Raw genomic sequence first — 12,844 nt, 5'->3', positions numbered from 1 at the left:
ACCATTGGCGCAAGGGCCATCTGGCTTAGCCTTCGATCTTGCTGAGGTCCGCCACGCGCGCGCAAACCTGACGGATCTGGCTGAGCAGGTTCAGACGGTTGCGCCGCAGGATGTCATTGTCGGTATTGACCTGAACATCTTCGAAGAACGCATCCACCGGACCGCGCAGTGCGGCCATGGCGGTCATTGCAGCGGGGAAATCCTCGGCCTTCTGCGCGGCTTCGATCTGGCCCTGCGCGTTTTCCAGCGCCGCAAACAGCGCCTTTTCGCTGTCGGTCTCGGCAAACTTCACATCCGCACCGTAGGAATATTCGACCCCATCTTTTTCCTCGGCCTGAGTCAGAATGTTGTTGGCGCGCTTGAAGCCCTGAACAAGATTCTCACCATCCTCGGTCGCGATCACTGCGTTCAGAGCACGAGCGCGTTTGACCAAAAGGTTGAGGTCATCATTGCCGTCCATCGCGATACAGGCGTCGATGATGTCGTGGCGGATGCCTTCATCACGCAGGAACACCTTAAGGCGGTCGTGGAAGAAGGACAGCAGGTCCGCCGGGGCGTTGGTGACAATCGCAGTCGCGGCTTCGACCTGATGCGCGAGCCCGTGAACCTCTTGCGCGGCGGCCTCGGCATCCTCGGCCTTGGCTTGTTTCGCCTTGGCTTCCAGCAGGGCTGCCTGCCATTCGGGCAGTTTCAGCAGGCTTCCCAATGCTGATGCGAAGGTGTCATTCAGCGAAAGGCGCAGATTGTTGGTGAGGATCAACCGGATCACCCCAAGCGCCGCACGGCGCAGCGCAAACGGGTCTTTCGAGCCAGTGGGCTTTTCGTCAATCGCCCAGAATCCGGTCAGCGTGTCCAGCTTGTCGGCCAGCGCCACAGCCACGGAAACCGGCGCGGTCGGCACATCATCCGACGGGCCAAGCGGCGAGTAATGTTCCTCACTTGCCTGCCCCACTTCCGCAGGCAGTTCGGCTGAATCGGCATAATAGCGGCCCATCAGGCCCTGCAATTCGGGGAATTCGAACACCATCTCGGATGACAGGTCCGCCTTGCACCCTTGCGCCGCCATCATCGCCAAGGCTGGCGTTGCACCGGTCGCAGAGGCCAGTTCATGCGCCAGCGCGGCGATGCGCAGAACCCGCTCGCCCTGCGAGCCCAGTTCTGCGTGGAAGGTCACCGAGTTCAGTTTCTCGACCCACGGCTCGAACCCGTCGGATTTGACAATGCGCAGGTCGTTCTCCCAGAAGAACTTCGCATCCGCCAGCCGGGCGGACAGCACCTTTTGGTTCCCCGCCAGGATGGTCGCGCCATTGTCGGCGGTCTCGCGGTTGGCGACGGTTATGAATTGTTCGATCCGACCGGTCTTGGGGTTCTTCACCGAAAAGAACTTCTGATGCTCTTTCATCGAGGTTTGAAGCACCTCGGGCGGCAGGTCCAGGAATTCGTCGTCGATCTTGCCCATTAGCACCACTGGCCATTCGACCAGACCCGCAACCTCGGCCAGCAGGCCCTTGTCCTCGACAACTTCCAGACCGGCGGCAAAGGCCATGTTCTGTGCGTCGTTCCAGATATGTTCGGCCCGATCCGCGGGGTTTAGTTCCACAAAGGCGCGTTTCAGTTTGGCAGCGTAGTCTTCGAAGGACGTGGCCGAGAACCGATCCGGGGCCATGAAACGGTGCCCCCCCGTGGTATCCCCGGATTTGATCCCCTCGACCTCAAGCGGTACGACCTGCGCGCCCGTCTCATCCGACAGGATGCACAGGATTGAATGCAAAGGGCGAACCCAGCGCAACGGACCGCTGCCCCAACGCATCGACTTGGGCCAGGGGAAGTTACGGATGGTGGCCTCCAGCACGTCGGCCACGATCTCGGTCGCTGGACGGCCCGCTTTTTCGATGGTGGCGAAATAAACCGCGCCTTTTGGCGTTTCGCGCTCTTCCAAATGATCGCGCGTCAGTCCCGCACCGCGCAGGAAGCCCTCGATCGCTTTGTCGGGCGCGCCGACCTTGGGGCCCTTGCGTTCTTCTCGGATGGTGGGGCTTTCCGCCAGCAGGCCCTCGATCGCCAACGTCAGGCGGCGCGGCGTGGTTAGAGCGGCAGCCCCGGCATAGGTCAGACCGGCCTCGACCAAACCATCGGTGATCCGCTTTTTCAGATCTTCGCCGGCACGGGTTTGCATGCGGGCGGGGATTTCCTCGGAAAACAGTTCGATCAGCAGGTCGGGCATGGTCGGTCCTTAGAAGTTCACGATCGTCTGGATGACGATGGCATTGGCAATATCCACAAAGAAGGCGGATACAAGGGGCAACACGATAAAGGCAATAGGCGAAGGGCCATATCGCTTGGTGACAGCGGTCATATTCGCGATAGCTGTGGGGGTTGCACCCAGGGCAAACCCGCCGAACCCGGCGGCCAGAACAGCGGCCCGGTAGTTGCCACCCATGACCGGAAACAGCACCCAGATCACAAACACAACGGCCAGCAGCGTCTGCGCCGTCATGATCACCACAATCGCAAGCCCCAGCTCAGCGATCGTCCATAACTGCAGGCTCATCAATGACATTGCCAGAAACGCACCCAGCGAGAATTCCGAAAGCAAAGCAAGCGAAGGCGTACGCGCAACAGGATTCGCGTTTGGAAACAGCGCCGAGCGTAAGTTGGCAATGACGATACCCATGATCAGACAGGGGACGAACAAAGGCAGCTTGAGCCCCGCCGCACTGATCGCCTGGTGCAGGAAGTACCCCGCAACGATCGCGATGTTCAGATACAGCATCACCCGCATGATGGTCAGGTGATCCACCTTTGCCTCTGCCTCGGTGGGTTTGTCGGGCAAACCGACCGTATGTTCTTCGTCGGGACGTTCTGGTGTCAGGTTCTTGCCCTCGACCAGAAATCGCGCGATCGGACCGCCGACCAAAGCTGCCAGAACAAGACCCAGAGTAGCCACGGCAACACCCAGTTCAGTTGCACCTTCCAAACCGGTCACTGCGCCAACCTCGGGTGCCCAGGCGATGGCAGTACCATGCCCGCCAATCAATGCCGCCGACCCGAACAAGACCCCGGCCTGTACCGGATAGCCGAAGATCGCTGCGCCAACCGCGCCGATTCCGTTTTGCAGAACTATTGTGATCAGCGTCAGGATCAAAAGCAAAAACAGCGGCTTACCGCCAGCAACCAAATCAGAAAGTCTGGCGTTCAGCCCAATTCCGGCAAAGAATACAACCAACAGGAAATCGCGCGCAGCCAGTCCGAACGACATCTCGATGCCGAAGACCAGATACAGCGCCAACAGAAAGACCGAGGCCAGCAACCCTCCGGTCACGGGCTCGGGGATGTTGAACTGCCGCAGCACCTCCACACGGGCGTTGATCTCGGCCCCGATCAGATAAACGGCAAACCCCATCGTAGCTGTCAGAAAGTCGGGAACTTGCAACATCTGCTGGATCATTGCTTCACTCCTGCGGGCGCGGCGGGCATTCCTCGCCTACGACCGTTCCGTCATAGGCTTTTTCACCGCAATTGTTCAGCGCGTGCCAAACATAGCCCTTGCCGTCCTGTGAGACTGCAACGATACGATCGACGCCATAGTGAATGTTCTTTTGCCCCATGAATGCCTGTGCCTGCCCGGTCTTCAACGCATCCGCGATGGCAACGGCATTGTAGCAGTCGAACCATCCTGGCGCGGTCAACGGTTCGGCATTGTCCAACGCCACGAAGCCTGACAACTGGTCCAAGCTCAGATCGGTTTCAAAACACGCTCGATACCGGATCGGAGAGCTATCGGCATCAATTGCCTGAAACGCAGAATAGGTGATCGGTTTTGGCTGATCGGTCTCAACGACCACCAGATTGACATCCCGCCCCGGCTGCGGTTCGACCGTGTAGTAAAACCCATAGACCTGAAGATAATACATTCCCACACCGGCCAAAACAGCCGAGCCAAGCAACAGAAGAGCAAGCAGTTTTCCGGTCATTGTTTACGCAACCCCTTTCAAATGCGCGGGAAATCGGACAGGGTCCGGCACGTAACAGGTTGATACGAGGCTTATCGAATGGACTCCACCCTTACCGTCGGATTCTTCGGCGCTTTGTTCGCGATCATGAACCCGATCACCAACCTGCCCGTTTTCCTCAGCGTGACCGAAGGGTTGTCCCCCGCCGATCAGCGTAAGGTGGCCGCGAAAGTGACGGTCTACTGCCTGATCCTTGGTGGCGCCTTTGCAGCCATCGGCAATCAGGCGTTGGGGTTGTTTGGCATTTCGGTCGATGACCTGCGTGTCGCGGGTGGGCTGGTCGTTCTGATGATCGGCCTCAACATGCTGAGCGGCAATCAAAGCACGACCCATCATGGGACCGAGGATGAAAAACAGTCCTACCCCGAACCCGACACCGTTGCGTTCTACCCCTTGGCCTTCCCGATTCTGGTCGGGCCAGGCACGATCACGACACTGATCCTCTATGCTCATCACATCACCAAACCAGTGGATGCGATGCTTTATGCAGGCGTATTTTTTGTTGTCCTGCTGTTGCTGTTCGTTACCTTCTGGAACGCATCGGCGCTGGCCAAACGCTTGTCCGCAAACGCGCGCGTTATTATGAGCCGCTTCATGGGCATGATCCTGTCGGCCATCGCCATCAGCATGATCGCCGATGGCCTCAAGGTTTTGCTGCCCGGATTGGCGTGATCTGGCCATCAAGCCTCGTACCCGGCAGCCTCGGTCATGACAAACGCATCGGCGCATTGCTTGGCCAACGCCCGCACCCGCCCGATATAGGCCTGCCGTTCGGTGACCGAAATCACCCCACGCGCGTCCAACAGGTTGAAGATATGGCTGGCCTTGATGCACTGATCATAAGCCGGATGCGCCATCACGATGCGCTTGCCCGTCTTTGGATCATCATGCTCTTGCGCCAGAATAGTGGCGCATTCTGCCTCGGCCTCTTCAAAGTGGCGCAGCAGGACCTCGGTGTTGGCCACGTCAAAATTCCAGCGGGCGTATTCTTCCTCGGTCTGTTTGAAGATATCGCCATATTTCAACGGGCTGGGCGATTGAGGGTCGTTGAAGGGCATGTCCATTACATGGTCGATGCCCAACACATACATTGCCAGACGCTCCAACCCATAGGTCAGCTCACCCGAGACAGGCGCGCAATCGTGGCCGCCGACCTGTTGGAAATAGGTGAACTGGCTGACTTCCATACCGTCGCACCAAACCTCCCAACCCAGACCCCAGGCCCCAAGGGTGGGACTTTCCCAGTCATCCTCGACAAAACGGATGTCGTGCAGCTCCATGTCGATACCGATCGCCTCAAGCGAACCCAGATACAGCTCTTGCAGGTCCGGTGGGCTAGGTTTGATCAACACCTGATACTGATAGTAGTGCTGCAATCGATTGGGGTTCTCTCCATATCGCCCGTCGGTCGGGCGGCGCGAAGGTTGAACGTAGGCCGCTGCCCAAGCTTTGGACCCCAAGGCGCGCAATGTGGTCGCCGGATGGAAGGTGCCGGCACCGACCTCCATATCGTAGGGCTGCAGGATCGCGCAGCCTTTCGAGGCCCAATAGGTCTGAAGCCGCAGAATAATCTCTTGAAAAGAACGAGGTGTACTGGACTGGTCGGTCATGACATTCCCTTTGGACGCTTGGGCGCCGGTTCCGGTGGGTTTTTCCTTTCCTATGCAAGGGGCCGGGGGGCGTCAACGGCACAAGTGGTCTCGCCTGTCACTGAGCGGCCACACTGTAAATTCCCCGTATTCGGGGCATGGCAATCCACACCCCTGATCGCGTAGTCTGCGGCGCAGAAAAACACTGCGGACATGGGCAGACAATGACACGCATATTTACGGCAATTCTGTTTCTAATTCTCTTCGGCCTTCGCGCCTCATTCGCGCAACAAGACACTGGGGTCTGGGTTCAGGTTGAAGCCCGCCCGACTTTGGCCGCAGCACAAGAGCGCGCGCGGGCGTACGCAGAAGTATTACCTGATGTGAACGGCTTTCGCTTGAACTCTGGATGGTATGCGATTGTTATTGGTCCTTATTTACGCGGCGATGCCGAGCAGGTTCTGAGTGTTTACCGCTCCGAAGGGCAAATCCCCGCGGACAGTTACATCACGTTCTCCAACGTTCTGGGGAAGCAGTTCTGGCCCACCGATGCGGCCCTGTCAGAACCGGAAACTGTAGCGCCACCAGTCGAACAACAGCCCGATCAGCCCGTGGCCGGGCTGACGCCGCAAGCCTCGGACGAAACACGGTCACAGGCATTGCAATCAGAGCGCCGTCTGACGGCTCAGGAACGCAGGAATCTGCAGACCGCTTTGCAGGCCGCCGGTTTCTACAACGCAACAATCGACGGCGCATTCGGGCAAGGCACCCGGCGTTCGATGGCCGATTGGCAGCGTTTCAATGGTTTCGAGGCGACGGGCGTTCTAACCACGGCACAGCGCGCAGCCCTGATGGACGCCTATAACGCACCTTTGATCAACGTCGGGATGGCGCGCCATTCGGATATGAAGGCGGGGATTGATCTGGATCTGCCGTTGGGCGTGGTCTCGTTTGACCGCTACGAGGCGCCATTCGTGCATTTCACGAACAGTACCGATCTGGGCGCAAAGGCGCTGCTGATCAGCCAGACCGGCGACAAGAACACGCTGCGCGCTTTGTACGAAGTCATGCAGTCACTTGAGATCGTTCCTTTGGAAGGGCCGCGTCAACTAAGTGGCAATAGCTTTACCCTTGAAGGACGTGGAAACGATGTCGTTTCCTATACCGAGGCGCGTCTGGACAATGGGCAGATCAAGGGCTTCACGCTGGTTTGGCCTGATGGAGATGACGCCCGGCGGATGCGGGTACTGGCCGCGATGAAAGCCAGCTTTGCAACGAACAACGCCGTTCTCGACGCCGCGGCTGGCGCAGATGCTGAACAGCGGATCGATCTTGTGGCTGGCCTTCAGATACGCAAGCCTCGCCTGTCACGGTCCGGGTTCTTTGCCGACACCAATGGCACCGTACTTACTGTGGCCGAGGCGGCAGACAGCTGCGCCCGCGTGACGCTGGACGGAGATCAGGAACTTCAGGTCGCCTGGCGGGATTCCGACCTAGGTATCGCAGTTCTGCAACCGCGCAGCGCATTGGCCCCGCTGAGCGTTGCTGAATTCAGCGCAATCGCCCCCCGTATTCAGGCTGAAGTAGCAGTGTCTGGCTTTTCGTACCAAGGCGCATTGGGCGCGCCCACGCTGACTTTCGGCCAGATCGCCGATGTGCGCGGGCTGAACGGGGAAGAAGGCGTGAAGCGCCTAGCCCTCGCGGCTCAGCCCGGTGACGCCGGAGGCCCTGTATTCGACGGGAACGGTCAAGTGGTTGGTATGTTGTTGCCGACCCCATCCGACGGTCGCACCCTGCCCGCTTCGGTCAGTCTGGCGGCGACGGTATCCAGCCTGAACCAGATTTTGGACAAAGCAGGCGTATCCGGCGTATCCGGTCAACCGTCCTCTCAGATCACACCTAACGAGCTGAACCGTCGGGCAACCGGAATGACGGTGCTGGTCCACTGTTGGGACTGATCCCGCCTCAATCAATTCAACGCCGCCTTTAGGGGCGGCGTTTTTAGTTACAAAATATCTGGCGTGATCCGGATCAGCGTGGGGCCTTTCGCATCAAAAGCAGCGCGGACGGCAGCCTGCATGTCTTCAAGACTAACTGGCTCTGCGGACCGGGCACCGAAGGCTTCGGCCAGCTTGCAAAAGTCGGGGTTCCGCGCCACGACCGCATTCGGCGCGATCTGACTGCGGACCATGCTGTCTTCGATCTCTCTCAGCTTGCCATTGTCCCAAAGGATAATGGGAAGAGACAGGCCAAGTTCGACTGCAACGCCTAGCTCCATCATCGTGTATTGAAACCCGTAATCTCCTGCGAGTACCGCCGTAGGTTTGCCGCGCCGTGCCACAGCGCCTCCGATCCCCGCGGGAAGGGCATAGCCCAGCGTCCCAAACCCGGTGGGGTGGTGCCAGTGGTAAGGGAAGGTCATATCCCAGACCTCTTTGCCCACATAGGCAAGCTGGGTCATGTCCGAATAGATCATTGTCTCGGCCGGCATCGCCTCGCGCAGCGCGTCCAGCACGGGGACAATGCCGGGGCGTTCGGCGTCCACTTCGATCCGCCATTTCGCGCGGGCTTGGGCGACCTCGTCTTCGGTCCAGCCGGTTGCTGGTTTCACATGGTCGATTGCGGCCCAAAGTGCGTGAGCAAAACTTTCCCCGTCCACTTGCAACTTAACCGCCGCCCGTTGGCGGTCGGACAAGACAGCAGGGTCAAGGTCGACGCGCACTAGATTCCCAGAATGCCCCAGATCGTCGCGCCACAGATCGACCTCGCCCAGCTCGGCCCCAACCACGACAACCAGATCGGCCGATGCAATGACCTCGGCGCTGCTGGGTCGGGGCAGATAGGCACCAAAATCAAGCGCATAGTTCAACCCGGCCATGCCACGCCCCGCATAGGTGGTGAAACAGGCTGCCCCCAGTTGGGTCAGGATCTGCCGCCACAGGTTGGACCGCGTCCCGCCCCCAAGGATGAACAAGGGCCTGCGGGCGATATTCAGCATCGACATAACCGACGCGACGTCCGGCGGCGCGGCTTTGGTGCGCAGCCCCGGTTGGTTGGGAAACGGGGCCGGATCTGCTTCGGCCTCAAGCTGCTTGATCGGCACCTGAATATGCTTGGGACGCGGGCGCGCCAGTTCGAATTCCTCAAAGGCGCGCTCCACCAGCCCGTAGGCGGCTTGGGCCGAATTTGCCTGCACGGACCAATCCGCAACCGTATCGGCGGCCCCGCGCTGGTCCTTCATCTGATGCAACTGGCCCTTTGACGCCTCGGTCTCGTCCAGACATGAGGACAGAACCAGCATCGGAACAGAATCCGAATACCCCTGCCCCATCGGTGTCATGATGTTGCACAGGCCCGGCCCGGTTATCACATAGGCCACCCCCGGCTTGCCTGTTGCACGGGCATATCCGTCAGCCATAAAGCCCGCGCCTTGCTCGTGCCGGGCCAGAACATGGGTGATACCTGCTTCTTCGATCCCCCGATACATTTCCTGGTTGTGCACACCGGGAATGCCAAAAATCACATCCACACCGCGATCCCGAAGCATATGCGAGATTTGCGCGCCGAGGGGTCTTTTCATCAGCTTCTCCAGAATTGAACAGTGAACAGAGCGTAGACGGCCAGCAGCTCAAGCCGCCCAACCAACATCCCGATGGACAGCAGCCACTTGGCCGTATCGCTCAGCCCCGCGAAATTGCCCGCCGGGCCGATCTGATCGCCAAGCCCCGGCCCTACATTGGCTAACGCCGTCGCCGCGCCCGAGACAGAGGTGATAAAGTCCAGACCCGTCAGCGCCAAAGCCCAAGCCAGAACGCCCATCGACAGCACAAAGAACATGAAAAAGCTCATGACCGAGGTCAGAACATCGGTACTGATGGGGCGCCCATCATATAAAGGCATAAAGACCCCGTGCGGAGACCGGATCCGACGAATCTGAGTTTTGATGGATGCAAATAGCAACTGATAGCGGAAGACTTTGATCGAACAGGCTGTCGAACCCGCACACCCCCCGATCAGACCGATCAGAAAGAACACCATCACCGGAAAGCTGCCCCATGTCATGTAGTTGACGCTGGCGTATCCGGTTCCCGAGATAATGGAGGTGATGTTGAACAAGGACTCGCGAAATGCCTGTTCCCAATGATGCGGAAAGACCAAAAGCAGAAAGACCGTCATCACGGCGACCAGCACCAGAATGGTCGCTAGAAACGTGCGGATCTGGCTGTCTTTCCATAATGAGCTTGTATTGCCGTTCGCCAGCTGGACGTAGCGCACAAACGGCAGCGCTGCCAAAATCATGAATACAGATGCTGCATATTCGGTGGGCCCGGAAAACGTTGCAAAGGACGCATCATAGTTCGAGAACCCGCCAGTTGCGATCGTTGTCATCGAATGCACAACGGCGTCAAAAAAGCTCATTCCAAAACCGGCGTAGACCAAAACGCAGACAAAGGTCAGAAACACATAAATCAGTGATATCTGCCCAGCGATTTCCTGCGCGCGAGGCAGGATTTTCCCCATGGTCTCAAACCCTTCCGAGCGGAAAATCTGCATCCCGCCCACCCGGAGCTCGGGCAAAAACACCATAGCCACAACGATAATCCCGATGCCACCCAGCCATTGCAGGACGCCGCGCCACAAAAGCAATCCCTGCGGCAGAGCATCCAACCCCGTGATCACGGTCGAGCCGGTGGTCGTCAGCCCCGACATCGCCTCAAAATAAGCATCGACGAAACGAAGCTCGGTCGCCCCAAACAAAAATGGGATGGCACCAAAGAACGGCAGCGCGACCCAAACCCCTGTTGTCAGCAAAAAGGTCTGACGGATCGTCAGACCTTCGCCCACACCGTTCGAGCAGCTCATCGCCAGAATAACGCCGGTCAGGACCGTAATGATCCCACTTTCAAGGAAAACATGCCATTCGTCGCGCCCTTCAATCAGGTCCGCGATCAAAGGCAGCACCATGGTCGCCCCAAGAATGGCGACCAACAGGCCAATCACATATCCAACCGGGCGTATATCCGTCATGAGGCGCAGCGTTGGCGCGCCTGCACGACTGTGTCAAGCGGATGACCCGATTTACTTATCGGATTTATTGCCAGCAGCCGGCATCGCAGGCGGCTTCGAAGGGGCACGAGGCCGGCGCGCAGCAGGCGCAGACGCCGGTTTCTCTGCAGCCGGTTTTGCGGCCACGGATTTAGGCGCCGCAGCTTTGGGGGCTACTTTGGTCGGAGTCGGCTTGGCTGACGCCGCTTTGGTCGGGGCCGTTTTGGGCGCCGGGGCTTTAACCGGAGTCGATTTGGCCGGCGCTGCTTTGGCTGTTGTTTTGGGCGCGGCCGGCTTGGATGCCGCAGCCGCAGGCTTGGTAGCCGCCGGTTTCGGTGCCGCTTTCGCTGTCGCAGGTTTTGGCGCAACAGATTTCGTCGCAGGTCTGGCGGCGGAAGGAGCCTTAGATGCAGCTGTTTTCGCAACCGCAGGCTTGACCGGTGTCTGAGCGGGTTTCACCGCCTTGGCGGGGGCCGGTTTTGAGACAACACGTTTCGGTGATTCGGTCGCTGTCTTCGCTGCGGGTTTGACCTTTGCAGCCGGTTTCGGCTTAGCAACCGGAGCTGTAGTTGCCTTGGAAGCTGGTGCTGTGGTCTTGGTCGCAGATTTCGGCGCAACAGGTGCGGGCACCGATGAAGACGCATGCAATGCTTGAACGGGAACGAAAGGCAGCTCCATCGCCGAGCACGCCAGAATGTGCATGATTTTCATCTGGTTGCTGACCGCATAGCCCGCCATCCGAATGGCGGCAGCCTGAAATTCCAGCGGCTGGGTAATCGGATTCATACGTAGTTACTCCTCTGAAAACGACGCAGCCTGCATGACGGGAAGAAGCCAGAGACGCCGCGATGTTTCGGGCACCCTTCGGTGTCGCTCTGATTCAGGCGTTGCACGTGTCGGCTTCCTTCAGAAGTGACCTTTGCCGCAATCAAACGGCGCAGTCACGGCTGCATTCGGCCTCAGTCTACTTGAAAGGCCGTGCGCTTGCAGCATTTTTTGCTGCGCTGCGGCAAAAACGTGCCGTAAGTTTGAAGTTGAGACTTTTTGACCTCACCCTACGTGGAAAAGGGTCGCAAACAATTTCGGGTCAATGCTGGCGGATACGAAGGTCGGGCCTTCAGTCAGGACCGAAACCGCATCGTGGCTGTGCAGGCTTTCCTGATGGCTGGCGACCACTCGGAAATCACCGACGTGATGATCGGCCAGCAATTCGGCGCAGAACAAACGCGCGGCGTCCTCGACAAAGATCGGGTTGGCGGCGTTCAGCTCGGCAAAAGCCTGTTCATCCTCGCGCTTGACCATGACTTGCGTTTCCGTGGGCACTGCGCGACGACACAGAGCGATCAGGTCTTCGAACCAAAGACAATCGGCGTCGCAGTCCACCACGACCGAAATCCGCGCGACCGAGCGCTGTGAATGAGGCGTCGCCAACTGCCCTCGCGTCGAGCGCGCATGCTCGCTGAGTTCCAGCGAACAAGGGCAGGTCGAGGAATAGACATAGTCCAGATGCATGATCTTCTGGCGCACGCCGTTCTGTTCAACCAGTTCCAGCGCGATGTCGTAGTATTGATAACCTTCCAAACCCGAGCGCAGGCTTTGCACCTTATCAGGGAAGGAAAACCGCATCTGGATGCGCGCATCAAAGCTGTCCAGATCGGTCATGTAATCATCCAGCGCGGCTTCCATCACCTCAAAGCTGAAGGTGCGCTCGGCGTGTTTGTAGAAGGACCGCATGATGCGGGACATGTTGATGCCCTTCTTTTCCGCCTCAAGGCTGACTGACCCGGTAACCGAGGTCTCAAGGGTCAAATCCTCACCTTCTTTGCGATGGAAGCGGATCGGCAGGCGGAAATTGGAAATGCCCACATGCTGAATTTGCTGCTTTGCCCCCCGGATCAGGCTGGAGGGGCCGTTTTGCAGGTCGGGCAGCGTGGCGCGATATGCAGCATCCACTTCGAACCCTTCGAGATACTCACGTGACAGCGACGGATAGTTCACCGGTACCAGCCCCGGAACCAGACGTGCGATCGCCGGATCAAGCTGGCTGATTTCGGCCTCTGTCGCGCTTTCGGCCCATTTGCGCAGCACTTTCAGCGCGGCTTCGGCCTGATCATGGTTGGGGGCGTCGTCAATGTCACGGGGATGCACGTTCATCGATCAGAGTTCCTCGGGGTTGGTCGCCGGAGTATATACGGG

10 protein-coding genes are annotated in these 12,844 nt (G+C 58.8%); 3 read left to right on the top strand and 7 right to left on the bottom strand.

Features of this window, described 5'->3' with window-relative positions:
* Positions 1-25: 25 nt before the first annotated feature.
* The 3 genes from glyS to AC2TAD_RS09400 are packed head-to-tail and all read right to left on the bottom strand — an operon-like array spanning position 26 to position 3,974.
* A complete protein-coding gene (gene glyS, locus AC2TAD_RS09410) occupies positions 26-2,224 on the bottom strand; it encodes a glycine--tRNA ligase subunit beta (RefSeq protein ID WP_480867342.1) in 2,199 nt (732 codons plus the stop codon).
* 9 nt (positions 2,225-2,233) lie between these two features.
* Positions 2,234-3,448 (bottom strand): sodium/glutamate symporter, encoded by a 1,215-nt coding sequence (gltS, locus tag AC2TAD_RS09405; RefSeq protein ID WP_480867341.1) that lies wholly within the window; start codon positions 3,446-3,448, stop codon positions 2,234-2,236.
* A 4-nt stretch (positions 3,449-3,452) separates the two neighbouring features.
* Entirely contained in the window at positions 3,453-3,974 is a 522-nt protein-coding gene (locus AC2TAD_RS09400) for a DUF6446 family protein (RefSeq protein WP_480867340.1), read from the bottom strand.
* 78 nt (positions 3,975-4,052) lie between these two features.
* Between AC2TAD_RS09400 and AC2TAD_RS09395 the strand changes: the two genes are divergently transcribed.
* On the top strand, positions 4,053-4,685 hold the full coding sequence (locus AC2TAD_RS09395; protein ID WP_480867338.1) for a MarC family protein: 633 nt from the start codon (positions 4,053-4,055) through the stop codon (positions 4,683-4,685).
* 8 nt (positions 4,686-4,693) lie between these two features.
* Here the strand turns inward: AC2TAD_RS09395 and AC2TAD_RS09390 are convergent, their stop codons facing one another.
* Positions 4,694-5,623, bottom strand: coding sequence for a glycine--tRNA ligase subunit alpha (locus AC2TAD_RS09390; RefSeq protein ID WP_170352797.1), 930 nt, complete (start codon positions 5,621-5,623; stop codon positions 4,694-4,696).
* Between the two features lie 203 nt (positions 5,624-5,826).
* Between AC2TAD_RS09390 and AC2TAD_RS09385 the strand changes: the two genes are divergently transcribed.
* Entirely contained in the window at positions 5,827-7,560 is a 1,734-nt protein-coding gene (locus AC2TAD_RS09385; RefSeq protein WP_480867336.1) for a serine protease, read from the top strand.
* A gap of 47 nt (positions 7,561-7,607) precedes the next feature.
* Here AC2TAD_RS09385 and AC2TAD_RS09380 read toward each other — a convergent pair whose 3' ends face one another.
* The gene (locus AC2TAD_RS09380) at positions 7,608-9,182 is read right to left on the bottom strand and encodes a thiamine pyrophosphate-binding protein (protein WP_480867334.1); all 1,575 of its coding nucleotides are present in this window, start codon (positions 9,180-9,182) and stop codon (positions 7,608-7,610) included.
* Positions 9,182-10,630 carry a TrkH family potassium uptake protein gene (locus AC2TAD_RS09375; RefSeq protein ID WP_170750632.1) on the bottom strand — a complete coding sequence of 483 codons (1,449 nt, stop codon included), beginning with the start codon at positions 10,628-10,630 and terminating at the stop codon, positions 9,182-9,184. The genes AC2TAD_RS09380 and AC2TAD_RS09375 overlap by 1 nt, the downstream gene beginning before the upstream one ends.
* On the opposite strand from AC2TAD_RS09375, the gene AC2TAD_RS09370 reads away from it, so the two are divergent.
* Positions 10,629-11,096, top strand: coding sequence for a hypothetical protein (locus AC2TAD_RS09370; protein ID WP_480867332.1), 468 nt, complete (start codon positions 10,629-10,631; stop codon positions 11,094-11,096). The two genes, AC2TAD_RS09375 and AC2TAD_RS09370, sit on opposite strands and share 2 nt — an antisense overlap.
* Before the next feature lie 602 nt (positions 11,097-11,698).
* On the opposite strand, the gene folE2 is transcribed toward AC2TAD_RS09370, so the two are convergent.
* Positions 11,699-12,802 (bottom strand): GTP cyclohydrolase FolE2, encoded by a 1,104-nt coding sequence (gene folE2 / locus AC2TAD_RS09365; protein ID WP_170750628.1) that lies wholly within the window; start codon positions 12,800-12,802, stop codon positions 11,699-11,701.
* Positions 12,803-12,844 lie beyond the last annotated feature (42 nt).

Source organism: Ruegeria sp. HKCCD7628 (assembly GCF_057221005.1).
This window is presented reverse-complemented; position numbering and strand designations above follow the sequence as displayed.